Source organism: Mycolicibacterium sp. MU0050, from assembly GCF_963378085.1.
In the GTDB taxonomy this organism is placed as follows: Bacteria; Actinomycetota; Actinomycetes; order Mycobacteriales; family Mycobacteriaceae; genus Mycobacterium; species Mycobacterium wendilense.
Genome location: NZ_OY726395.1, coordinates 1,640,490 through 1,663,467, shown reverse-complemented (window position 1 = coordinate 1,663,467; position 22,978 = coordinate 1,640,490). Strand labels below are relative to the sequence as shown.

The 22,978-nt window shown below is 68.4% G+C and carries 19 protein-coding genes and 2 tRNA genes; 6 read left to right on the top strand and 15 right to left on the bottom strand.

Annotated features, from left to right (window positions below):
* Positions 1-28: 28 nt before the first annotated feature.
* The 3 genes from R2K23_RS07990 to R2K23_RS07980 all read right to left on the bottom strand — a co-directional run bounded on the left by R2K23_RS07990 (position 29) and on the right by R2K23_RS07980 (position 2,250).
* On the bottom strand, positions 29-613 hold the full coding sequence (locus R2K23_RS07990) for an ATP-dependent Clp protease proteolytic subunit (protein ID WP_316517130.1): 585 nt from the start codon (positions 611-613) through the stop codon (positions 29-31).
* 103 nt (positions 614-716) lie between these two features.
* Positions 717-2,132, bottom strand: coding sequence for a trigger factor (gene tig, locus R2K23_RS07985; RefSeq protein WP_316515838.1), 1,416 nt, complete (start codon positions 2,130-2,132; stop codon positions 717-719).
* A 41-nt stretch (positions 2,133-2,173) separates the two neighbouring features.
* Positions 2,174-2,250: transfer RNA gene (locus R2K23_RS07980), tRNA-Pro, on the bottom strand.
* A gap of 147 nt (positions 2,251-2,397) precedes the next feature.
* Between R2K23_RS07980 and R2K23_RS07975 the strand changes: the two genes are divergently transcribed.
* Positions 2,398-2,471, top strand: a tRNA-Gly gene (locus R2K23_RS07975).
* A gap of 72 nt (positions 2,472-2,543) precedes the next feature.
* Here the strand turns inward: R2K23_RS07975 and R2K23_RS07970 are convergent.
* Positions 2,544-3,632 (bottom strand): methyltransferase, encoded by a 1,089-nt coding sequence (locus R2K23_RS07970; protein ID WP_316515836.1) that lies wholly within the window; start codon positions 3,630-3,632, stop codon positions 2,544-2,546.
* A 250-nt stretch (positions 3,633-3,882) separates the two neighbouring features.
* On the opposite strand from R2K23_RS07970, the gene R2K23_RS07965 reads away from it, so the two are divergent.
* Positions 3,883-5,070 carry a serine hydrolase domain-containing protein gene (locus R2K23_RS07965; protein WP_316515833.1) on the top strand — a complete coding sequence of 396 codons (1,188 nt, stop codon included), beginning with the start codon at positions 3,883-3,885 and terminating at the stop codon, positions 5,068-5,070.
* Positions 5,071-5,130: 60 nt separating this feature from the next.
* Complete coding sequence (locus R2K23_RS07960; RefSeq protein WP_316515832.1) at positions 5,131-5,925, top strand: DUF1542 domain-containing protein; 795 nt, start codon at positions 5,131-5,133, stop codon at positions 5,923-5,925.
* Positions 5,926-6,126: 201 nt separating this feature from the next.
* Here R2K23_RS07960 and R2K23_RS07955 read toward each other — a convergent pair whose 3' ends face one another.
* From R2K23_RS07955 to R2K23_RS07940, 4 genes are all read right to left on the bottom strand, one after another.
* Positions 6,127-6,933 (bottom strand): Fpg/Nei family DNA glycosylase, encoded by an 807-nt coding sequence (locus R2K23_RS07955; protein WP_316515830.1) that lies wholly within the window; start codon positions 6,931-6,933, stop codon positions 6,127-6,129.
* Between the two features lie 9 nt (positions 6,934-6,942).
* Positions 6,943-7,416, bottom strand: a complete 474-nt coding sequence (locus R2K23_RS07950) for a ribose-5-phosphate isomerase (RefSeq protein ID WP_316515829.1) — start codon at positions 7,414-7,416, stop codon at positions 6,943-6,945.
* A gap of 53 nt (positions 7,417-7,469) precedes the next feature.
* The gene (locus tag R2K23_RS07945; RefSeq protein ID WP_316515828.1) at positions 7,470-8,420 is read right to left on the bottom strand and encodes an oxygenase MpaB family protein; all 951 of its coding nucleotides are present in this window, start codon (positions 8,418-8,420) and stop codon (positions 7,470-7,472) included.
* A 113-nt stretch (positions 8,421-8,533) separates the two neighbouring features.
* On the bottom strand, positions 8,534-9,142 hold the full coding sequence (locus tag R2K23_RS07940) for a mycothiol-dependent nitroreductase Rv2466c family protein (RefSeq protein ID WP_316515827.1): 609 nt from the start codon (positions 9,140-9,142) through the stop codon (positions 8,534-8,536).
* Positions 9,143-9,239: 97 nt separating this feature from the next.
* Between R2K23_RS07940 and pepN the strand changes: the two genes are divergently transcribed.
* Entirely contained in the window at positions 9,240-11,828 is a 2,589-nt protein-coding gene (gene pepN, locus R2K23_RS07935) for an aminopeptidase N (RefSeq protein ID WP_316515826.1), read from the top strand.
* Between the two features lie 61 nt (positions 11,829-11,889).
* Here the strand turns inward: pepN and R2K23_RS07930 are convergent, their stop codons facing one another.
* The 3 genes from R2K23_RS07930 to R2K23_RS07920 all read right to left on the bottom strand — a co-directional run bounded on the left by R2K23_RS07930 (position 11,890) and on the right by R2K23_RS07920 (position 13,305).
* The gene (locus tag R2K23_RS07930; protein WP_316515825.1) at positions 11,890-12,369 is read right to left on the bottom strand and encodes a DUF5130 family protein; all 480 of its coding nucleotides are present in this window, start codon (positions 12,367-12,369) and stop codon (positions 11,890-11,892) included.
* On the bottom strand, positions 12,356-12,562 hold the full coding sequence (ctaJ, locus tag R2K23_RS07925) for an aa3-type cytochrome oxidase subunit CtaJ (RefSeq protein ID WP_465270715.1): 207 nt from the start codon (positions 12,560-12,562) through the stop codon (positions 12,356-12,358). The genes R2K23_RS07930 and ctaJ overlap by 14 nt, the downstream gene beginning before the upstream one ends.
* A gap of 83 nt (positions 12,563-12,645) precedes the next feature.
* Positions 12,646-13,305 carry an HNH endonuclease gene (locus R2K23_RS07920; RefSeq protein WP_316515824.1) on the bottom strand — a complete coding sequence of 220 codons (660 nt, stop codon included), beginning with the start codon at positions 13,303-13,305 and terminating at the stop codon, positions 12,646-12,648.
* A 414-nt stretch (positions 13,306-13,719) separates the two neighbouring features.
* Between R2K23_RS07920 and R2K23_RS07915 the strand changes: the two genes are divergently transcribed.
* Positions 13,720-14,562, top strand: a complete 843-nt coding sequence (locus R2K23_RS07915; protein ID WP_396893555.1) for a sensor domain-containing protein — start codon at positions 13,720-13,722, stop codon at positions 14,560-14,562.
* A gap of 6 nt (positions 14,563-14,568) precedes the next feature.
* Positions 14,569-14,970 carry a globin gene (locus tag R2K23_RS07910; protein WP_316515821.1) on the top strand — a complete coding sequence of 134 codons (402 nt, stop codon included), beginning with the start codon at positions 14,569-14,571 and terminating at the stop codon, positions 14,968-14,970.
* 118 nt (positions 14,971-15,088) lie between these two features.
* Here R2K23_RS07910 and R2K23_RS07905 read toward each other — a convergent pair whose 3' ends face one another.
* The 4 genes from R2K23_RS07905 to ettA form a co-directional block, all read right to left on the bottom strand.
* Positions 15,089-15,778, bottom strand: coding sequence for a DUF8185 domain-containing protein (locus R2K23_RS07905; RefSeq protein ID WP_316517128.1), 690 nt, complete (start codon positions 15,776-15,778; stop codon positions 15,089-15,091).
* A gap of 2 nt (positions 15,779-15,780) precedes the next feature.
* Positions 15,781-16,194 (bottom strand): acyl-CoA thioesterase, encoded by a 414-nt coding sequence (locus R2K23_RS07900; RefSeq protein ID WP_316515820.1) that lies wholly within the window; start codon positions 16,192-16,194, stop codon positions 15,781-15,783.
* The gene (locus R2K23_RS07895; RefSeq protein WP_396893553.1) at positions 16,194-21,062 is read right to left on the bottom strand and encodes an NAD-glutamate dehydrogenase; all 4,869 of its coding nucleotides are present in this window, start codon (positions 21,060-21,062) and stop codon (positions 16,194-16,196) included. Before R2K23_RS07895 ends, R2K23_RS07900 begins: the two co-directional genes overlap by 1 nt.
* Before the next feature lie 86 nt (positions 21,063-21,148).
* Complete coding sequence (gene ettA, locus R2K23_RS07890) at positions 21,149-22,822, bottom strand: energy-dependent translational throttle protein EttA (RefSeq protein WP_316515816.1); 1,674 nt, start codon at positions 22,820-22,822, stop codon at positions 21,149-21,151.
* Between the last annotated feature and the right edge of the window lie 156 nt (positions 22,823-22,978).

Here is a 22,978-nt window from a genome sequence, read left to right as displayed (position 1 = left end):
TTCACGGCGGCGCCGTGGGCGGGCTGGGTCATGAGGCACTCCCGTTCGTGTGGGCGCGGGTGATGATGTGGTCGACGAAGCCGTACTCGAGGGCTTCCTGAGCGGTGAACCAACGGTCGCGGTCGGCGTCGGCCTCGATCCGCTCCAGGGGCTGGCCGGTGAACTCGGCGTTGAGCCGGTTCATCTCCTTCTTCGTCAGCGCGAACTGCTCGGCCTGGATGGCGATGTCGGCGGCGCTACCGCCGATGCCCGCCGACGGCTGATGCATCATGATCCGCGCGTGCGGCAGGGCGAAGCGCTTGCCCTTGGTCCCGGCGGCGAGCAGGAACTCACCCATCGAGGCCGCCAGGCCCATCGCGTAGGTGGCGACGTCGCACGGCGCCAACACCATGGTGTCGTAGATGGCCATGCCCGCGGTCACCGAACCACCGGGCGAGTTGATGTAGAGGTTGATGTCCTTGGTCGGATCCTCGGCGGCGAGCAGCAGAATCTGCGCGCAGAGCCGATTGGCGATGTCGTCGTCGACCTGGGTGCCCAGGAAGATGATCCGCTCGGCCAGCAACCGCTCATAGACCGAGTCGGTGAGGTTCAAGCCCATGCCACCGGAACGCATGTCAGTCACGACGGGTTACCTGCTTTCTCGTATGGGTATTGCTCGACACTAACCAAACCGCGACACCGCGCGTTCCGCAGGACGCGCGCTTTCGCTCTAGGCGTTATTTCGCCTCGGCGTCCTCGGCGGTCTCGGCAGCGTCCTCACCAGCGTCGGCGGCGGCAGCGGCCTCACTGGCCTCGGCCGACTCGCCGTCCTCGGCCCGGCCGAAGAACTCGCTGGTGTCGATGACGTTGCCGTCGGTGTCGGTGACGGTGGCGGCCTCGACCACCGCGGCCACGGTCAGGCCCCGGCGCACGTCGGCGTACATCGCCGGCAGCTGGTTGTTCTGCTGCAGCACCTGGATGAGCTGCTGCGGCTCGATGCCGTACTGCCGCGACATCAGCACCAGACGCTCGGTGATGTCGTTCTGCCCGACCTGGATCTCCAGGTCGTCGGCCAGCGCATCCATCAGCAGCTGGGTCTTGACGGCCTTCTCCGCGTTGGTGCGGGACTCGGCGTCGAACTCCTCGCGCGAGGAGCCCTGCTCCTTGAGCGCCTCCTCGAACTTTGCCTCGTCGTGGTCCAGGCCGTGGATCGCGTTGTGCAGGGTGTCGTCGATCTGGGCCTGCACGATGTTCTCCGGCAGCGGCACCTCGACCTGCTCGAGCAGGGCCTCCAGGGCGTTGTCGCGGATCTTCTCGGCCTGCTGGATGCGCTTGAGCCGCTTGACCTGCTCGGTGAGGTCGGCCTTCAACTCGTCGATGGTGTCGAATTCGCTTGCCAGCTGGGCGAACTCGTCGTCGGCCTCGGGCAGCTCGCGCTCCTTGACCGACGCCACGGTGACGGTGACCTCGGCCTCCTTGCCTGCATGCGGGCCGGCGACCAGCGTGGTGGTGAAGGTCTTGGACTCCTCGGCGGACATCCCGACCAGCGCCTCGTCGAGGCCGTCGATCAGCTGACCGGACCCGACCTCGTGGGACAGCCCCTCGGTCTTGGCCTCCGGCACGTCCTCGCCGTCGACGGTGGCCGACAGGTCGATCGAGACGAAGTCGCCGTCGACGATCGGGCGGTCGACGCCGGTCAGCGTGCCGAACCGGGCGCGCAGCGACTGCAGTTCCTTGTCGACGTCCTCGTCGCTGACCTCGATCGGGTCGACGGTGATCTTCAGCGCGCTCAGATCCGGCAGCGCGATCTCCGGGCGGATGTCGACCTCGGCGGTGAAGACCAGTTCCTCGCCGTCCTCGATCTTGGTGATGTCGATCTCGGGCTGGCCCAGCGGCTTGATGTCGGTGGTGGTCACGGCCTCGCTGTAGCGGCTGGGCAGGGCGTCGTTGACGACCTGCTCGAGCACGGCGCCGCGACCGATGCGGGCCTCGAGCAGCTTGCGCGGCGCCTTGCCGGGACGGAAGCCGGGCAGCCGAACCTGCTGGGCGAGCTGCTTGAACGCGCGGTCGAAATCGGGTTCGAGCTCGGCGAACGGCACCTCCACGTTCAGACGTACCCGCGTGGGGCTCAGTTGCTCGACAGTGCTCTTCACGGGTACTCCTAAAACGTTTCTGTTCGGTCGGGGTGGTGCTCTGGTCGGGGTGACAGGATTTGAACCTGCGACCTTCCGCTCCCAAAGCGGATGCGCTACCAAGCTGCGCTACACCCCGATGGCCCTCCACGAAGCTAAAAGGCCCTCGGCATCCTACGGCCTACATGCGGGCCAGGGCCAAGTCACAGGACGGCCTGCGGCCTGTCCGGATCCGAATTGGCTAAGATCTGGGACGGGCCGTACAGTTTCGGCTCGAGCAGCACATGCGGGCGTAGCTCAATGGTAGAGCCCTAGTCTTCCAAACTAGCTACGCGGGTTCGATTCCCGTCGCCCGCTCCACAGAAACAACAGGTCAGGCCGTTTTCACGGCCTGACCTGTTGTTTTGCCGCGCTGCGCGACTCCGGCCGCCCTCAGATGGCTTTGCCCTCGACCAGGCTCAGCGGCGAGGCGGTCGGGACCACGCGGGTCATCCGGAATCCGGCCCGCTGCAACAAGGTGGCGTACTCATCGGCCGTCCGCTCCCGCGCCGCGAGGTTGACCAGCATCTCCAGGTCCGTCCACTTGCCCGGAAACGCCCGTCGATGCAGCGGGATCACGGGTTCCACCAGGACCAGCGTGGCGCCCGTACCGCCCGCGGCGCGGACGTTGCCCAGAATCTGGGCGGCCTGCTCGTCGGGCCAGTCGTGGATGATGCTCTTGAGCACGTACAGGTCACCGCCGGGCGGCGCGGAATCGAAGAACGATCCGCTCTCGATCCGGACCCGGTCGACGACGCCGTGTTCGGCCAGCAGAGCGGGCGCACCGGCGACCACCGGGGGCAGGTCGTAGAGGACGCCGCGGGCGGCCGGCGCGGCGCCGAGGATCGCCGCGAGCAGCCGTCCGTGACCGCCGCCGACATCGACGATCGTCGGATAGGCGGTGAAGTCGTAGGCGGCGACGACGGGTGCGATCGCCAGCTCCGACATGCTCGTCATCGCGTCGTTGAAGATCTCGGACAGCGTGGACTCGCCGTGCAGGTACTCGAAGGCGGGTTTGCCCCGCAGCGCGGGGACCACGGCGTCGCCGGTGCGGACCGCGTCGATCAGGTGGCTCCAATGCTCGCGGTGCTCGGGCGAACCCACGAACCGGGCCATCCCCGCCACCGACACCGGCGCGTCGCGACGCAGTGTTTCGGCCAGCGCGTTCAGGGCGTAGCGACCGTCGCGCCGCTGCGTGAAGATGCCCTCGCCGATCAGCGCCCGCAGCAGCCGACCCAAGGCGTCCGGGTCGGCCCCGACCCGCCGGGCCAACTCCTCGATGGCCAAGGGCCCATGCGCCAGTTCGTCGGCGACGCGCAACTCGGCGGCCACGGCGACGGCCTGGGACACCCAGGCACCGAGGATCACCTCCAACATCGCGGCCGGCGGGGGTGCGCTGCGTTGATGCAGACGGGACAACACATGCCGGACACGCTCTGCCAGCCGGGCAACCTTCGCCGGTGGCACGCCAGGTGAATTCACCAGCTGAATCTAGAGCAACATGCTGGTCAGCGCGCGCCGAAATGGAAATCTGTATTTCCTGCTCCGACCTCGCGGCCGCTGGTGGCGAGTTCTGTTGAGATCGGGATGTTTTCGCCCACTGCTCGAAGGCGGCTCGGGCGCCGAGGCGGCAACCGGAAACGAATTGCGACGGTCACGGCGACATCTCGAAACGCTTCCAATTGGCTGCGAGCCATCGTGTCGCGTCGACACCGTCCGTACCTTCGGTGGGATGCCTGACCATGTCAGCACGTCCGGTTATTGCGCGCCCGAATTCGACGGTGTCCGTAGGGCTTTTGCACGCAACTTCGCCGATGGCCACGAGGTCGGCGCCGCGGTCGCGGTGTGGGTCGACGGCCAGTTGGTGGTCAACCTGTGGGGCGGCCACGCCGACGCCGCGCGGCGCCGCCCGTGGCGGCAGAACACCTTGGCCAGCGTGTTCTCCGGCAGCAAGGGGCTCACCAGCACATGCGTGCACCTGCTGGCCGATCGCGGCGAGATCGACCTCGACGCCCCCGTCGCCCGCTACTGGCCCGAGTTCGCCCAGGCGGGCAAGGAGGACATCACCGTCGCGATGGTGCTCGGTCACCGCTCCGGGGTAATCGGGCCCGACCAACCGATGGACTGGCGCGAGGTCGCCGACTGGGACGCCGTCTGCGCGCGGATCGCGGCGGCCGAACCGTGGTGGGCACCCGGCACCGCGCAGGGCTATCAGGTGGTGACCTTCGGCTTCATCCTGGGCGAGGTGGTGCGCCGGGTCACGGGCCGCACCCTGGGCCAGTACCTGCGCACCGAGATCGCCGAACCGATCGGCGCCGATGTGCACATCGGGTTGCCCGCCCGCGAACACCGGCGCTGCGCCGAGATGGTGAACAAGCCGACGGTCCGCAACCTGTTGACCGACGCAGGGCTCACCGATCCGCCGCGTTCACTCGGTGATCACCCGATGGCCGGCTGGGCGGTGTCGATGAACTTCGTCCCCGACGACGAGTTGGGCGTCCACGCCATCGACACGTGGCGCAGTGCGGAATTCCCGAGCACCAACGCGCACGTATCGGCGCTGGGCATGTCGACCGTGTACAACGCGCTGGCCTGCGAGAAGCTGCTCAGCCGCGAGCACATGCAACGAATTCGCCTGTCACAGGGCGGCTTCGACGCCGACCTGGTGCTCGGTCCGCGGGTGGCCGACCACGGGTGGGGCCTCGGGTACATGCTCAACCAGCGCGGCGTGGCCGGCCCGAACCTGCGCAGCTTCGGCCACGGCGGCTCGGGCGGGTCGTACGCCTTCGTCGATCTCGAGCACCGCATCGGCTACGCCTACGTCATGAACTATTTCGACGCCACCAAGTGCAACGCCGACCCGCGCACCGTGGCGCTGTCCGACGAGGTGTACGCCGCGTTGGGCATCGGCACGGGCTGATCGAGTGCGCCGCTGTCCGCGCTCAGCGAAATCGCCTTCACCGCTCGGTAGTCTGGTCCCATGAACGGCGCCCTGCTGATCCTGCTTCTTGTCGTTGTCGCTGCGATCGGGCTGGTCGTCTACAGCTCCTCGCAGGCTTCCGGGCGCCGGGCGGAGGTCTCGCTGGACGACGCCAAGGCCGACGCCCGCCGTCTGATCGAGCGTCTCGGCGGCCAAGTGCTGAACCTGTCGGGCAACGACGACGCCTCCAGGCAGGCCATGGCCGACGCCTCCGAGCGATACACGGCAGCGTCGTCGGCGATCGAACAGGCCAACACCCCCAAGCAGGCGATGCTCGCCAAGGAAAGTGCGCTCGAGGGCCTCTACTACGTGCGGGCCGCGCGCACCGCGATGGGGATGGACCCCGGTCCGGAGCTCGAATCGCTGGCCGGGCAGTCCGCCGCCGGCCGGGTGACCGAGGACCGCCGCATCGAGTTCGAAGGCCGCCAGATCGAGGCCTCCCCCGAGCCGACACCCAACACGCCCAACTACTACCCCGGCGGCCGCGTGGCCGGGCGACCCGTTCCGGCGGGCTGGTACTCCGAGCCGTGGTGGAAGCCCGCGCTGGTGGCCGGCGCCTGGGGCATGGGTTCGGTCCTGCTGTTCAGCGCGATGTTCTCCGGGATGAGCGGCGTGGGCTATGACGCGCAGGCCTTCGAGAGCGGCGCCGGCGGCGGCTTCGACGAGGGCGGTGACTTCGGTGGTGACGCCGGCGGCGACTTCGGCGACGGTGGTGGCTGGGGTGATTTCGGCGGCGGCGATGGCGGCGGCTGGGGCGACTTCGGCGGCGGCGACTTCGGCGGTTTCGACTTCTAGGTTCGTCTCGTTGACGTAGCGCTCAGCGCAGTCTCGATGGCGAGCCTCACCGAGACAGCGCTCACCGTGAGGAACCGCGAGCAAACAGCACGCTGACCGCAGTCTCGATGGCGAGCCTCACCGAGACAGCGCTCACCGCGAGAAAATGCGAGAACACACCTCGCTGAGCGCAGCCTCGATAACCTGGCCCCCGAAGCACCCTCAGGACTGGCAGGTCGGACACCAGAACAGGTTGCGACCCTCCAACACCGCGGTACGCACCTCGGTCCCGCAGAGCCTGCAAGCCTCCCCGGCGCGGCGATACACATAGGTCCGCGGCCGTCCCGGCCCATAGGCGGGCGCGCCGTGATCGTCCTCCGGGCGGATCACGATGATCTTGCCGCGCCGCACCCCGATCTTCATCAGTGCGACCAGGTCCGCCCACATCTGCGCGAACTCGTCGGCGGTGATCGATGTTCCGAGCCGGTACGGGTCGATGCCGTGCCGGAACAGCAGTTCGCTGCGGTAGATGTTGCCGGCCCCGGCCAGCACCGACTGATCCATCAGTAGAGCTGCAATCGGCCTGCGGGACTTGTTGATTCGCTGCCAGGCGCGCGACGGGTCGGCGTCGGGTCGCAGCGGATCGGGGCCGAGCCGGGCCACCACGTCGCCCACCTCGGCCTCCTCGATCACCTCGCAGATCATCGGGCCGCGTAGGTCGGTGCCGTACTCCGCGCCGATCATCCGCATCCGGACCTGCCCCACCGGGTCGGGGATCAGCTCCGGATCCGAAGCCGCGAACTCGGTGAAAGTGCCGTAGATGCCGAGGTGGACGTGCACCACCTTGGCTCCCGCGTAGTGGTGGAACAGGTGTTTGCCCCACGCGTCGGCCTTGCGGAACACGCGGCCGTCGACCGACGCCGCACCTTCGGTGAAGCGCCCCTGCGGGCTGCCGACGCGCACCGGGGCGCGGCCGTAGCGACGCTGGTGCAACCGGGCGAGCCGGTGCAGGGTGTGGCCCTCGGGCATCCGTAGGTGTCAGGCGCCGGGGACCGCGGGCGCGACGTGCGTCTTCTCGTAGTCGGCCAGGATGTCGATGCGGCGCTGATGCCGCTCGGCCTCCGACCACGGCGTGGCCAGGAACGCATCGACGATGGCCAACGCCTCCTCTTCGGTGTGCATCCGCCCGCCGATACCGATCAGCTGGGCGTTGTTGTGCTGCCGGGCGAGTTCGGCGGTCTCGACGCTCCAGGCCAGCGCGCAGCGGGCGCCGGGCACCTTGTTCGCCGCGATCTGCTCACCGTTGCCCGAACCGCCGAGGACGATGCCGAGGCTGCCCGGGTCCGCGACGGTCTTCTCCGCGGCCGCGATGCAGAACGCGGGGTAGTCGTCGTCGGCGTCGTACTCGAAGGCGCCGCAGTCGATCGGTTCATGACCGTTGGCCTTGAGGTGGTCGACGATGGCTGCTTTGAGTTCGTAGCCGGCGTGATCGGCACCGAGGTAGACGCGCATGGCGGTAACCCTAACCGCTGCTCCCGCTCAGCCCGAATGCGCTGGACCGAGCCTCAGCTCGCCGCGCGCCGAGCCAGCCGCCGCAGCCCGCCGCCGTCGCGGATCGGGGTCGCGCTGACCTTCAGCGAACCCAGCACCGGCAGCCCCAACCGCCGACGCAGCCGGAAATCGGCCACGTACAGCCGGTAGAACAGCTGCATCGCGAACGGGTTGATCACCGGGTCGACCCAGCGCAACACCGCCAGCACCCGGTCGAATCGGCGCTGGTCAGCCGCGCTCCAGTCCCAGCCCATCAGGTCGCGAAACTCCGGCGGCAGCGTCGCGCGGGTCATGAATCGATAGACCGGCCCGGGCACCTTCGCCAGCGCGTAGCCGATCGTGCCCCAGGCCTCACCTACGAACGTCAGGTCCGACAGCGTCTCGAATTCGCGATGCACGACGGGGTCGATGGACAGCTCCGGCAGCATGGCGTCCCAGCGGGCGCAGAATTCCGCCCATGTCTGGGGCCACTCGGCGGCCTGCACGTTGACGCCGGTGGCCAGCGGTTCGGCCGCCTTGGTCAGGGTGTCCAGCGTCGCATCATCGAGCGGGCCGTAAATGAAGGTGTACTGGTCCAGGTAGTACTTGAACAGGCACATGGCGACCCAGACCTGCAGTTCACGGCTGTTGCCGCTGTAGCGCACCGGGCTGTCGGCCCGCGAGTACACCTCCTTGTGCACCTCGGCGACCGCGGCGCGCATGGCGTCGCGGTCCTCGTCGCTGCCCAGCACCGACAGCGCCAGGTATTGGCCCGTGGTCCGCGCCCGCTTGAGCGGGTACCGCCGCGGGCTGCCGGATTGGACGCGGCTCTCGCTGACGCCATGGCCGACCGGCGGCAACGACAGCTGCATGATGATGTTCGCCACACCGTTGGCCAGACCGATCGTGGTCATCAGATCCCGCAACTCTCGCGGCGCTCGGCGCCGGGCGCGGGGACGGGTCCGGCTGCGGATCGGCACGCTCATGGTGTCCTCACAATCTGATAACCAATGTTCTCAGATTGTGCGTGGAATTTGCTGCGGTTGTCAACGACCGGTTTCGCCGCCGGCGCGTCCACACGCCGGCGGCGAGGCGGCACCTAGTCGAACTCGGGTGATTCGGTGCGGGACCGCTTCAGCTCCCAGAAGTGCGGATACGCCGCGAAGATCACCGACGCGTCCCACAGCTTTCCGGCCTCTTCACCGCGCGGGATCCGCGACAGCACCGGACCGAAGAACGCCACCCCGTTGACGTGGATGGTGGGCGTGCCGACGTCCTCGCCCACGGCGTCCATCCCGGCGTGATGGCTCTTGCGCAGTGCCTCGTCGTACTTGTCGGACCCGGCCGCCTCGGCCAACTCGGCCGGCAGACCGACCTCGGCGAGCGACTTGGCGATGACGTCGTCGAAGTCCTTGTTGTCCTTGTTGTGGATCAGGGTGCCCATGGCCGTGTAGAGCGGACGCAGGATCTCGTTGCCCTTTGCCTGCTCGGCGGCGATCGCGACCCGCACCGGGCCCCACGCCTGCTTCATCCGTTCCTGGTACTCCTCCGGCAGGTCCCGGCCCTCGTTGAGCACCGCGAGGCTCATCACATGGAATTTGACCTCGATGTCACGGACCTTCTCCACCTCGAGGATCCAGCGCGAGGTGATCCAGCACCACGGGCACAGCGGGTCGAACCAGAATTCAGCGACATCTTTGGCAGGCACGAAGCATCCTTTCCGACGGCTTGGGGGCCACTCCCCCGGTTCACACAACCTCGTGTACCCGGCAAGTGTTCCCCGGTGCCGACTAATGTTGGCGAGCGTGGCACTTCCCAATCTGACTCATGACCAGGCCATCGAACGGGCCGCGCTGATCACCGTCGACAGCTACCGCATCACGCTGGACGTCACCGACGGCAACGGCGCGCCGGGCGAACGCACGTTCCGGTCGATCACCACCGTGGAATTCGACGCCCTGGCCGGCGCGGACAGCTACCTGGACATCGCCGCGGAGCGAATTCGCAGCGCCACCCTCAACGGCCGCGACATCGACGTGTCCGCCTACGACGAGTCCACCGGGATCCCGCTGCGCGGCCTCGCCGAGCACAACGTCGTCGTCGTCGACGCGGACTGCCTGTACTCGAACACCGGCGAGGGCTTGCATCGGTTCGTCGACCCGGTCGACGGCGAGGTGTATCTGTACTCGCAGTTCGAGACCGCCGACGCCAAGCGCATGTTCGCCTGCTTCGACCAGCCCGACCTGAAGGCCGCCTTCGACATCGCGGTCACCGCACCCGCGCACTGGGAGGTGATCTCCAACGGCGCCACCACCCTGGTCGAGGACGGCCCGAACGGCGCCAAGGTGCACACCTTCGCCACCACCCCGCGGATGAGCACCTACCTGGTGGCGCTGATCGCCGGGCCGTACGCGGTGTGGCGCGACGTGTACTCCGACGAACACGGCGAGATTCCGCTCGGCCTGTTCTGCCGCGCCTCGCTGGCGCAGTACATGGACGCCGAGCGGCTGTTCACCGAGACCAAGCAAGGATTTGGCTTCTACCACAAGAACTTTGGCATTCCGTACGCGTTCGGCAAGTACGACCAGTTGTTTGTCCCGGAGTTCAACGCCGGCGCCATGGAAAACGCGGGCGCGGTCACGTTCCTCGAGGACTACGTGTTCCGGTCCAAGGTGACGCGGTACTCCTACGAGCGTCGCGCCGAGACCCTGTTGCATGAGATGGCCCACATGTGGTTCGGCGACCTGGTCACCATGACCTGGTGGGACGACCTGTGGCTCAACGAATCCTTCGCGACATTCGCCTCGGTGCTCTGCCAGGCCGAGGCCACCGAATACACCGAGGCGTGGACGACGTTCGCCAATGTCGAAAAGTCCTGGGCCTACCGGCAGGATCAGCTGCCGTCGACCCACCCGGTGGCTGCCGAGATTCCTGATCTGGCCGCGGTCGAGGTCAACTTCGACGGCATCACCTATGCCAAGGGCGCCAGCGTGCTCAAGCAGTTGGTGGCCTACGTCGGGGAAGAACCCTTCCTGGCCGGTCTGCGGGACTACTTCCGCGACCACGCCTTCGGCAACGCCACCTTCGCCGATCTGCTGGGCGCGCTGGAGAAGTCCTCGGGCCGCGACCTGTCGCAGTGGGGACAGCAGTGGCTCAAGACCACCGGGCTCAACACTCTGCGCCCCGATTTCGACGTCGACGCCGAGGGCAGGTTCACCCGCTTCGCCATCCAGCAGAGCGGTGCGGCGCCCGGCGCCGGCGAGACGCGGGTGCACCGACTGGCGGTCGGCATCTACGACGACGACGGCTCCGGCAAGTTGGTGCGGGTGCACCGCCACGAACTGGACGTCGAGGGACCTACGACGGAAATCCCCGAACTGCAGGGCGTTTCGCGGGGCAAGCTGATCATCGTCAACGACGACGACCTGACCTACTGCTCGTTGCGGCTGGATCCGGAGTCATTGCAGACCCTGCTGAACCGCATCGCGGACATCGCCGACCCGCTGCCGCGCACGCTGGCGTGGTCGGCGGCCTGGGAGATGACCCGCGACGCCGAGTTGAAGGCCCGCGACTTCATTGCGCTGGTGCTGCGCGGCATCGGCGCCGAAACCGAAGTCGGTGTGGCGCAACGGCTACTGTTGCAGGCACAGACCGCGCTGGGTTCCTACGCCGAGCCCGGCTGGGCCAAGTCCGAGGGCTGGCCCGCCTTCGCCGACCGTCTGGTGGAGCTGGCGCGGTCGGCCGAGCCCGGGTCGGATCATCAGCTGGCGTTCGTCAATTCGCTGTGCACGTCGGTGCTTTCGAGCCAGCACGCCGATCTGCTGGCCGCGCTGCTGGACTCCGATCCCGCCGCGCACGGGCTGGCCGGCCTCGAGGTCGACACCGACCTGCGTTGGCGCATCGTCACCGCGCTGGCGGGTGCGGGCCGGGTCGACGCCGACGGGCCCGAGACGCCGTTCATCGACGCCGAAGCCGAGCGGGACAACACCGCGGCCGGTCGACGCAGCGCGGCGGCCGCCTCCGCGGCGCGACCGCAGGCCGCCGTCAAGGGCGCCGCCTGGCAGCAGGTGATCGAGGACGACACCCTGGCCAACATCACCGCCCGCGCCATCATCACCGGATTCGTCGCGCCCGGCCAGGCCGAGCTGCTGCGCGATTACTCGCAGCGCTACTTCGAGGCGATCCGCGGCGTGTGGGCGCGGCGCTCCAGCGAGGTCGCCCAGACCGTCGTCATCGGGCTGTACCCGGGCTGGGACATCAGCCAAGACGCCGTCGACGCCGCGGACAGGTTCCTCGCCGATCCCGAGTTGCCGCCGGCGCTGCGGCGGCTGGTCCTCGAGGGTCGCGCCGGGGTGGTGCGGGCGCTGCGGGCCCGCCAGACCGACGCGGGCTGAGCCCGTCACACGAAAAAGCCCGGCCCGCTCGTGTTCGAGCGGGCCGGGCTTTTCGAACGAACTAGGGGCGGGAGATGCTCGCGCTCAGCACGCGGATCGCGCTCACCAGGCCGTCGATCAGGTTGCCTTCCTTGAACGCCGACGCGGCCGCAGCGACGCCCAACGGAGCGGCGGCTTCGGCGCCGCGGCCCCGCACGCCCGCACCGTAGACGACCTCGATCGCCTTCTGGTTGGGCGACACGGCGATCAGCACCGCGTCGTTGGGGGTGGGCACCCGGGCCAGCAGCTTGCGGGCCTCGGCCGCCGGATCCGGACCGAGGTCACCGAGGTAGACCGCGAACCGTGCCTTCGCCGCCCGCGAGCCCCACTTCAGCGCCTCGTCGACCTCGACGAGCTCCTTGATGGAGAACGGGTCGTACTGGGAGATCTCGCCCGGCTCGACCACGCCCGACAACCGGCCGCTGGACGTGATCGCCCAGCCGTACGGCAGCGAGTCCGGATCTACCGGAACCACCTGTGTGCTGTGTTCACCACTTGCCACTTGCGCCACCTCCCACACTGAATTCTTCGGCTCCGTGGCCGTGACCGGCGCTGCCGACCTGCTCGTCGACCGCGGCCCAAAGCAGCGGACCGTGCGTCCACTCCTCGGGCAACTTGTACGACGGCGGCCGCGGGCCCTTCTTCGGCAACGTCACCAGCGCGAAGAACGCGGCAACGGCCAACGAACTACCGATGATGACTGTCCAGGTAAGCGTGGCACTCACGCGTTCAACTTAACCCACCGCCGATCGCTACGCGGAGCAGGGCGGCCCAAAAGTCAGGCCGCGCCCTCGCCGAGGTAGCGCGTCCACGCCGGGTCCAGCTCTTTGATGGTCGACAGCAACCGCCAGTGCTGGCCTTTCGGCGGCAGCGGCGCCAACCGCAGGTCCCAACCCAACTCCGAGAGCAGCTTGTCGGCCTTGCGGTGGTTGCACGTCGAGCAGCACGCCACGCAGTTCTCCCAGGTGTGCTCGCCGCCGCGGCTGCGCGGCACCACGTGGTCGATGGTGTCGGCCTTGTTTCCGCAGTACGCGCAGCGGAACCGGTCCCGGTGCATCAGGGCCGCCCGGGTCATCGGGATCCGGGCGCGATACGGCACCCGCACGTAGTTGCGCAGCCGGATCACCGACGGAACGACGATGGCGCGGGTCGCGGAGTGGATGACGGGTCCGGCCGGGTCGTCGTGCACCACGTCGGCCTTGCCACACAGCACCATGATGATCGCCCGACGCATGGGCAACGCGGTCAGCGGTTCGTAGGTGGAGTTGAGCAGCAGGACCCGCCGTCGGCTCCACAGTGAGACAGCGTCATACGGGGTGCGCGGCGGCGATGCCGGCGTTTCCACGCTGTGCAGGGACGCGCCTGCGCTGGGCCCCGTCGGTTTGCCCGACGCTCGGTGGCCCACCCTTTTAGCCAGGTTGCGTTTGCGCTGCGCCATTGGTCCTCCGTCGGACAGTCCACCACGGATCGGCCACGAACGCACGACAATTCTGACGTGTTCGCAGGTCAATCGAGTGAACAGCGGGTATCGCGCAAGTCGCCCGGTGTCCCACGCTCAAACGCAATCGGCTTGAATGGCGGTATGACCTACGGCAACTACAACCCGGGAGGTCCTGAATACACGGGTCCGCCGGGGCCCCAGTATCCGTATGGGCCGCCGCCGTCCGGTGTGCCCTACCCGTCCGAGCAGCCCTACCCGGAGTACGGCCCGTACGGACCGCCGCCCGGCTCCGGTGTCTACCCGCCCTACCCGCCCGGCCCCGGCGGCTACCCGCCGCCTTACCCTGGTGGCCCGGGTGGGCCGCCGCCGTACCCGCCCGCTCAGACGAACTCGTTGGCCACCTTGTCGATCGTGTTCGCCTTCGTCTTCGCGCCCGTCGGCGCGGTGCTCGGGCACCTGGCGCTGGGTCAGATCGCCCGCACCGGGGAACGCGGTCGCGACCGCGCCCTGATCGGCGTGACGCTGTCGTATGCGCTCATCGCGGTCGCCGTCGTCGGGCTGACGTTGTCCCTGATCATGGCGAGCGGCCCGCGGGACACCTCGTCGGTGACCGCGACGAGTCCCGACGGCGTGGTCTCCCCCACTCAGCCCACCCAGCCGAGAGCGCCGGGCACCCGGCGCCCGCTGCCGGCGGCCCAGCCCGTGTTGCTCAGCCTCGAGGAGGTGCGGTCCCTGCTGGACATGCCGGGGCTCAGTGAGACCCAGTCCGGCTCCGGCGGCGGCTCCGGGGATGCCGAAGGCGATGCCGACGCGAGTCCCGCCGAGTGCGTCGGCGCGGTGGCGCCGGGCATCGACACGGTCTACGACCGCAGCGGCGCCGTCGGGTTCCAGCGCTCCAGCTTCAGCGACACCAGCTCGGCGACCATGGTCGAGCAGCTCGCCGCCGAGTTCCCGACCGCGGCCGCGGCGCGCGACTTCATCGCCGAGAACCGGGCGCAGTGGCGCGAATGTGCGGGCAAGACATTCACCGTCACGTCGTCGGGCGGCACGTTGACCTGGGAGATCGGCACGCCCGGCGGGACCGCGGACCGGGTCACGCTGGACAACACCATCGCCACCGGGCCCGGCGTTCCCCAGGGCCGGATCATGGCGGTCCGCGGCAAGACGGTGATCGAGGTCAGTCTCGTCTCACCCCTGGTGGCCGACGAGGCGGGCAGCCTCGCCGACCGCATCCTGGCGCGAATCCCCTCCTGAGCCACAATGGGAGAGATGGACCAGACACAGTCGTTCTATGACGCCGTCGGTGGGCACCCCACCTTCGACAAGATCGTCTCCCGGTTCTATCAGCTGGTGCGCGAGGACGAGATCCTGCGCCCGCTCTACCCGGAGGACGATTTCGAAGGCGCCGAACACCGGCTGCGGATGTTCCTCGAGCAGTACTGGGGCGGGCCGCGGACCTACTCCGATCAGCGGGGCCATCCGCGGCTGCGGATGCGCCACGTCCCGTACCGCATCGGCTTCATCGAACGCGACGCGTGGTTGCGCTGCATGCGCACCGCCGTCGCCGAGGTCGACTCGGCCACCTTGGACGACGCGCACCGGCGCGAGTTGCTCGACTATCTGGAGATGGCCGCCGAGGCGATGGTGAACGCCCCCTTCTGAGCGCCCTTCACCACCGGGCCCCACCTGAACCCCTCAGCTAGAGGCTGTTGCATCCACCCCTTGAACCCAGGGCCAAAATGCGTACAACAGTGGCCCTTCGCGGGCCCGAGAGGCCGAGTCAGCGCAGCACCAGCGACGGATCGCCGCGGCGCCGGCAGACCGACCCGAACCGGGCATCGATGCGCAGCCAGGCCGGCTGCACCCGGACCCGCACAATCTCGTCGGCCCCCGCGTCCTGGCCCGACTGCGGCAAAAACCCCATCGCGGTCAGGGCGAAGACGCACCGCATCGGTACACCGACGCTGAGGTCACCTGCGCTGACCGCCAGCACCTCCTGATCCAGCAGTGACGCCGGCGGGCCGTGGGCGCTGCCGTGCTCACGGGCCAATTCCGCGCCGCGCTCGGCCAGGTCGAGCATCACCCGGGCCGGGACGTCGTCGAGGTGCACAAAACCGGAGTCCGGTGGCAACGCGCCGTGCCACGCCGAGTCCATCGCAAACCCGGGGTCGACGTGGCCCGGTCCGGACCCGGACGCCAGCCCCCGAGCCAACGCGTCGGCGCCGACCGACAGATCCCTCGGCGTGACTCGCCCACCCACAACCCGGCTGGCCAGCACGTCGAAACCTGTTGCCACCCAGGCAATCACACTGTCGTCGGTACGGGTGCGTAGCCGGATCACGGCGGCGTCGTCCAGCCGCAGGGCACGGTCGGTGAAGATGGCGAGGTCGGTACGGTCGGGCGCACCGGCCAGCCAGAGCCCCCGCTCCGCCTCGGCGGGCCCGCCGCCGACCGACGCCCCGGGGGACAACGTCACCGCAGCCACCGCTGGAGATACTCGCGGTGATCCGCGGACAGCCGAACCAGCTTCTGCTCGTCGATATCGAAAGCCGCCAACTGGGTTTCGGCGATGACGGCGGGTCGCGAATCGGGGTCGGCGTTGACCGACCGGACCTCGTAGCCCAGGGTGAAGTCGACCGCGCGCAGCCGGTTCACCCAGATTGTCACCTGCAACGGCGAATCCACCAGCCGCAGCTGCCCCTTGTAGGACACCTTGACCTCGGCGATCAACAACCCCGTCGTGGTGATGGTGGGACCGAAGGCATCCGACAGGAACGGGACCCGGGCCTCCTCGAGAATGGTCACCATCGTCGCGTGGTTGATGTGCTGGTACATGTCGATGTCCGACCAACGCACCGGGACCGGTGTGATGTAACGCTCGCCCATTATCCGGAAGCTCCTGTTCCACTAGCTCGGGTCATATTACGGATCTGGCGCGCGGCCACCGACAGGGTCGCCAGGTCGTGAGACTCGTGAGCACGCAACTCGGTCAGGGTACGACGGGCCCGGCCCAGTCGCGACGCGTTGGTCTGCTGCCACTCGGCGATCTTCTCCTCGCCGCTTTCGTCCGGTTCGCCGACGGCCAGCACGTCCAGCGTCAGCTGACGCAACGAACTGTAGATGTCGTCGCGAATCGCCAAGCGTGCCAGCGCATGCCAGCGATCGTCGCGGGCCAGCTCGGAGACCGCGGTCAGCAGCCCGTCGGCGCCGAGGGCGTCCATCAACGCGAAGTAGGTGTCGGCGACCTCGGCTTCGTCACGGTCGACGATGTCGGCCACGTCGATGACGTCGAGCAGGCTGTACTGATACAGGCCGGTGGCCACCAGGTAGGCCAAATCCTCTGGGGCGCCCTGGTCGGTGAACTCGCCGGCTTCGGTGGCCACGATCGCGCGGTCATCGCCGCGCAGCCACTGCGGCATCTGCGGCCGCAGGGCGGCCACCTTGGCGCCGAACCGGTTGATCTCGGCACCGACGGCCAGCGGCTGCGGCCGATTGTTCAGCAGCCACCGGCACGAACGGTCGATGAGCCGACGCAGATCCAGCGTCATACGGTCCGAAACCTCCACGGCCATACCGGTTTCCAGCGCAGTCGAGCGGATCTTCCGCCAGGTGTCGCCGATACCGAAGATGGCGTCGGTCGCGACGTAACTGCGGACCGCGTCGACGTAGCTGACGCCGGTGTCCTCGGTGACCCGGTAGGCGAAGCTGATTCCGGCGGTGTCGACGACGTCGTTGACCAGCATGGTCGTGATGATTTCGCGGCGCAGCTGATGGTGCCGGATCTCCGGGGAGAACCGCTCCCGCAGCTGCGCCGGGAAGTACGCCGGCAGCCGCGAGGCGAACACGTCCTGATCCGGTAGCTCGCAGGCGAGCACCTCGTCCTTGAGGGCCAATTTCACGTGCGCCATCAGCGTCGCCAACTCGGGTGAGGTCAGTCCCAGCCCGGCCTCGATCCGGCGGCGAATCTCCTTGTCGGCGGGCAGCACTTCGAGCTCGCGGTTGAGCCCGGCGGTGTCCTCGAGCTCCTTGATCTGCCGGGCATGCACATTGAGCAGGCTGGCCGCGTTGGTGCGGCTGGTGCCCATCAGGTCGTTTTGCGCGGCGTTGTCGGCCAGCACCAGGGCGCCGACCTCTTCGGTCATGGACTCCAGCAGCGCCGAACGCTGATCCGGGCGCACCTTGTCCTGGGTGACCAGCGAGTCGACCAGGATCTTGATGTTCACCTCGTGATCCGAACAATCCACCCCGGCGGAGTTGTCCAGGGCGTCGGTGTTGATCCGGCCCCCGCTCAAGTCGAACTCGACCCGGCCTCGCGGCGTCACGCCGAGGTTGCCGCCTTCGCCGATCACCTTCGCGCGCACCTGGTTTGCGTTCACCCGCAGCAGGTCGTTGGTGCGGTCACCGACCTCGGCGTCGGATTCCGCCTCGGCCTTGACGTAGGTGCCGATGCCACCGTTCCACAGCAGATCCACCGGCGCCTTGAGCACCGCCTTGACCAGTGCCGGCGGCGTCATCTCGGTGACCTCGTCGGAAATCCCCAGCGCCGCCCGGATCTCCTGGCTGATCGGAATCGACTTCTGCTGCCGGCTGAACACCCCGCCACCGGCGGAGATCAGCGACTTGTCGTAGTCGTCCCAGCTGGATCGGGGTAGATCGAACAGGCGCTTGCGCTCTTCCCAGGAACGCGTCGCGTCCGGCTGCGGGTCGATGAAGATGTGCAGGTGGTTGAACGCCGCCACCAGCCGGATGTGCGGCGAGAGCAGCATGCCGTTGCCGAACACGTCGCCGCTCATGTCCCCGACGCCGACGACGGTGAAGTCCTCGGCCTGGGTGTCCAGCCCCAGCTCGCGGAAGTGCCGTTTGACGCTCTCCCAGGCACCCTTGGCGGTGATGCCCATCGCCTTGTGGTCGTAGCCGACCGAGCCGCCGGAGGCGAACGCGTCGCCCAGCCAGAAGCCGTAGGACTTGGCGACGTCGTTGGCGATATCGGAGAACGTGGCGGTGCCCTTGTCGGCGGCCACCACCAGGTAGGAGTCGTCGCCGTCGCGGCGCACCACCTGCGGCGGCGGGAGCACCGCGCCGGAGGCGGTGTCGACGTTGTCGGTCAGGTCGAGCAGTCCGCCGATGAACAGCCGGTAGCACGCGACCCCCTCGGCGCGGGTGGCGTCGCGGTCGGCGGCGGGGTCGCCAGTGGGCAGCGGCGGGTTCTTGACCACGAAGCCGCCCTTGGCGCCCACCGGGACGATGACGGCGTTCTTGACCGCCTGCGCCTTGACCAGACCCAGCACCTCGGTGCGGAAATCCTCGCGGCGGTCCGACCACCGCAGACCGCCGCGGGCAACCGCACCGAATCGCAGATGGACCCCTTCGACGCGCGGCGAGTAGACGAAGATCTCGAATTTCGGCCGGGGCAGCGGCAATTCGTCGATCAGTCCGGGGTTGAGCTTGGTGGCCAGCACGCCTTGGCTGCGCGCCGAACCGTCGGCGGTGACGAAGTAATTGGTCCGCAGCGTCGCCTGGATCAGGGAGGCCAACGCGCGCAGCACCCGGTCGGTGTCCAGACTGACCAGCGCATCGATGTCAGCGGCCACCGCCGCCGCGGCCGCCTGCGCGGCCTGCGACCGACCGGTCTCGGTCTCGCCCTCGCTGGCCGCCGGGTCGAAGACGGCCTCGTAGAGCTCGATCAGGGAGCGCGCGGTGTGCGCGTTGTCGTTGAGCACCGACTCGATGTGCGCCTGGCTGTAGGGGAATCCCGCCTGCCGCAGGTACTTGGCGTAGCTGCGCAGGACCACCACCTGCCGCCAGGTCAGACCGGCGCGCAACACCAGCTCGTTGAACCGGTCGATCTCGACCCAGCCCTTCCAGATGGCGGTGACCGAATCCGCGAATTGCTGTGCGACGTCGTCGATCTCGTCGATGTCGGCCGGCGGGACTGTGGGGTGCGGCGAGATGCGGAACTGGTAGATCCACACCTGCAGCCCGTCGGGACGCGCCACGGTGAACGGGCGCTCGTCGAGCACCACCACACCCATGCACTGCAACATGGGCAGCAGCTCGGACAGCGACGCCGACCGTCCGCCGAGATACCACGTCAGCCGGTGGATTCGGGTGTCGGTGTCGCCGGCGAAGACCAGTTGTACCCGGCCGTCGTCGAGAGCTTCGATGATGCCGATGTCGGCGATGGCGTCCACCGGGCTGACGGCCTGGCGGTAGGCCTCCGGCAGGGCGGTGGCGTAGTGCTCGGCGGTGTCCTGGTCGATGGTGTCGCCGGCGACGGCCCCCAGGAAGCGGTCGCCCCAGGTACGGGCGGCCTGGGTCAGCAGCCCCTGGATGCGGGCCTTGTTCTCCGGCGAGACGTCGACGTCGCGGGGGCGGGTTCCCTGCGGCAGTTTGACGGTGAAATGCACCAGCGCCCAAGGGGATTCGCTGACCCGCGCGGAGTACTCAATGCCGGTGCCGCCGAACTCGCGCACCAGGATGTCCTGCATCTCCAATCGCACGGCGGTGGTGTAGCGGTCCCGGGGCAGATACACCAGGCTGGAAACGAAATGCCCGAGCCGGTCGGCGCGGGCAAACAACAGTGTGTGGCGACGGGAGCCGAGGTCGATCACCGTCATCGCCATGTCCAGCAGCTGCTGGGCGGACAACGCGAACAGCTCTGATCGCGGCACGGTCTGGATGACGTCGAGCAGCAGTTGTCCGGGGCGGCCGGGATCCTGCCCCGCCAGCCGTAACGCTTCCTGGACGCGGCGGGAGATCAGCGGGATGTCCAGGACGTTGTCGTTCATGGCGGCGATGGTGAACAACCCCACGAAGCGGTGCTCGGCCGCGGTGGGGCCGTCGTGATCGCGCACCACCACCACATAGGGGTAGGCGCCGTAGCGCAGATAGCTCGGCGCGGTGGCTTGGGCGAGCACCAGCAGGTCACCGTCGTCGGTGAGCTCGGGCAGCACCTCGTCGCGCCACCGCAGCACGCCCAGCCGGCTGGAATCCTGGACCGCGGCCCGCCCGTCGGTGATCGCGCAGCGCTGGTAGCCCAACAACACGAAGTTGCCGTCGAGCAGCCACCGCAACCACTCGGCGACGTCGCGGCGGTCGGCCTCGGAGTCGGTCGACTCGGCGCCCGCGGCATCGAGATGTTCGGCCAGCTGGCGTAGTTCGGTTGCCATCGCGGCCGAGTCGGCCGCCACCTGCCGACTGTCGTTGAGCACGTTGGGAATCAGCTTCTCGACCTCGGCCACGGCTTTGCGGTCCGCGGTCGGCGCGAGCTGGATGTGGATCCACGTCTCGACGTCGTCGGCGGTGTCACCGGTGCTGTCGTCGGGGATCGGCTCGAGCCCCCGCAACTGGCCGTCGTCGCTGCGCTGCACGTGCAGGACGGGGGTCATGATGGCGGTGTAGGACACCCCGAGCCGGTGCATCAGCACGGTGACCGAATCCATCAACATCGGCGAGTGGTCGGTCACGATCAGCAGCGCGGAGTCCGGACCCGGCAGGTAGGCGACCTTGGTCTCGCCGCGGGCGCGCCGGCTGCCCAGGTCCAACTGAGCGGCCAGCGCGGCGTCGTCGACGATCCCGTCGCGGTCGGCGCGGCGCACCGCCGCGGTGTCGGCGCAATCGCCGTCGCGGTGATCGGCGTCGCCGCCGGGACCCCGGTAGGTCTTCTCCAGCGCGCCGCGCAGTGTCGCGGCCAGTTGCGGTGTCGCACCTGAACGCTGCTGCGTGCTCGCCGCGTGGGCCTCGGGCTGATTCATCGCCATGCGCCACTCCTGACTCAGCGCCGTACCGCTCCGCCGTTGGAGTCGCCGCTGCTGCGGCTCAGCGGCACGCAGCCGTCAGACTAGTCGCGGGTGAGCTTGCGGTGGGTCACCCTGTGCGGACGCGCCGCTTCTTCACCGAGCCGCTCGACCTTGTTCTCCTCGTAGGCACCGAAGTTGCCCTCGAACCAGAACCATTTCGCGGGGTTGGCGTCGTCGCCCTCCCAGGCCAGGATGTGCGTACACGTGCGGTCCAGGAACCACCGGTCGTGGCTGATGACCACGGCACAACCCGGGAAGCTTTCGAGCGCGTTCTCCAGCGAACCCAGGGTTTCGACGTCGAGGTCGTTGGTGGGCTCGTCGAGCAGGATCAGGTTGCCGCCCTGCTTGAGGGTCAGGGCCAGGTTCAACCGGTTGCGCTCACCACCGGAGAGCACCCCGGCCGGCTTCTGCTGGTCGGCGCCCTTGAACCCGAACGCGGAGACGTAGGCGCGCGACGGGATCTCGTTCTGCCCGACCTGGATGTAGTCGAGCCCGTCGGAGACGACCTCCCACACGTTCTTCTTCGGGTCGATTCCGGCACGGTTCTGGTCGACGTAGCTCAGCTTGACGGTGTCGCCGACGCGCACCTCGCCGCTGTCGGGCTGTTCAAGGCCGACGATGGTCTTGAACAGCGTCGTCTTACCCACACCGTTGGGGCCGATGACCCCGACGATGCCGTTGCGCGGGAGGGTGAACGACAGGTCCTTGATCAGCTGGCGGCCGTCGAAACCCTTGTCGAGATGCTCGACCTCGACCACGAGGTTGCCCAGTCGGGGACCGACGGGGATCTGGATCTCCTCGAAGTCGAGCTTGCGGGTCTTCTCCGCCTCGATCGCCATCTCCTCGTAGCGCTGCAGGCGGGCCTTGTTCTTGGCCTGGCGGGCCTTGGCGCCGGAGCGGACCCAGGCGAGTTCGTCCTTGAGCCGCTTCTGCAGCTTCTGGTCCTTCTTGCCCTGGACCTCGAGGCGCTCGGCCTTCTTCTCCAGGTAGGTGGAGTAGTTGCCCTCGTACGGGTAGGCCCGGCCGCGGTCGAGTTCGAGGATCCACTCGGCGACGTTGTCCAGGAAGTACCGGTCGTGGGTGACGGCCAGGATGGCGCCGGGGTAGGCGGCCAGGTGCTGTTCCAGCCACAACACGCTCTCGGCGTCGAGGTGGTTGGTCGGTTCGTCGAGCAGCAGCAGGTCCGGCTTGCTCAGCAGCAGCTTGCACAGCGCGACGCGGCGGCGCTCACCCCCGGAGAGGTGGGTGACCGGGTCGTCCGGCGGCGGGCAGCGCAGCGCGTCCATCGCCTGCTCGAGCTGGGAGTCGATGTCCCAGGCGTCGGCGGCGTCGAGCTCCTCCTGGAGCTTGCCCATCTCCTCCATCAGCTCGTCGGAGTAGTCGGTGGCCATCAGCTCGGCCACCTCGTTGTACCGGTTGAGCTTGGCCTTGATGGGGACGCCCTCTTCGACGTTCTCCCGCACGGTCTTGGTCTCGTCCAGCGGCGGTTCCTGAAGGAGGATGCCGACGGTCGCGTCGTTGGCCAGGAAAGCCTCGCCGTTGTTGGGCCGGTCCAGGCCCGCCATGATCCGCAAGACGCTCGACTTGCCGGCCCCGTTGGGGCCCACCACGCCGATCTTGGCTCCGGGGAGGAAGTTCAGCGTGACGTCGTCGAGGATGACCTTGTCGCCGTGCGCCTTGCGGACCTTCTTCATCGTGTAGATGAACTCAGCCATGCCGCAGTGTCGCCTTTCTGGTCTTGCAGGAGTTTCGGGGGTTGCTCGAGGCAACGCTTCTGACCATCCTAGGCGGGCGACGATGCGGGGCGAGGGACGAGCCCCGCCGGGGAGCCCGCCTCGCAGACCCCGGGGGCGACGATGCGGGGCGAGGGA

Coding starts and splice junctions, on each gene's coding strand:
- R2K23_RS07950 (WP_316515829.1), bottom strand. CDS start 7,416: ATGCGCGTCTACCTCGGTGCCGATCACGCCGGCTACGAACTCAAAGCA.
- R2K23_RS07895 (WP_396893553.1), bottom strand. CDS start 21,062: ATGAATCAGCCCGAGGCCCACGCGGCGAGCACGCAGCAGCGTTCAGGT.
- R2K23_RS07945 (WP_316515828.1), bottom strand. CDS start 8,420: ATGAGCGTGCCGATCCGCAGCCGGACCCGTCCCCGCGCCCGGCGCCGA.
- R2K23_RS07990 (WP_316517130.1), bottom strand. CDS start 613: ATGCGTTCCGGTGGCATGGGCTTGAACCTCACCGACTCGGTCTATGAG.
- ettA (WP_316515816.1), bottom strand. CDS start 22,822: ATGGCTGAGTTCATCTACACGATGAAGAAGGTCCGCAAGGCGCACGGC.
- R2K23_RS07900 (WP_316515820.1), bottom strand. CDS start 16,194: ATGGGCGAGCGTTACATCACACCGGTCCCGGTGCGTTGGTCGGACATC.
- R2K23_RS07960 (WP_316515832.1), top strand. CDS start 5,131: ATGAACGGCGCCCTGCTGATCCTGCTTCTTGTCGTTGTCGCTGCGATC.
- R2K23_RS07965 (WP_316515833.1), top strand. CDS start 3,883: ATGCCTGACCATGTCAGCACGTCCGGTTATTGCGCGCCCGAATTCGAC.
- R2K23_RS07920 (WP_316515824.1), bottom strand. CDS start 13,305: ATGGCGCAGCGCAAACGCAACCTGGCTAAAAGGGTGGGCCACCGAGCG.
- R2K23_RS07955 (WP_316515830.1), bottom strand. CDS start 6,933: ATGCCCGAGGGCCACACCCTGCACCGGCTCGCCCGGTTGCACCAGCGT.
- R2K23_RS07910 (WP_316515821.1), top strand. CDS start 14,569: ATGGGAGAGATGGACCAGACACAGTCGTTCTATGACGCCGTCGGTGGG.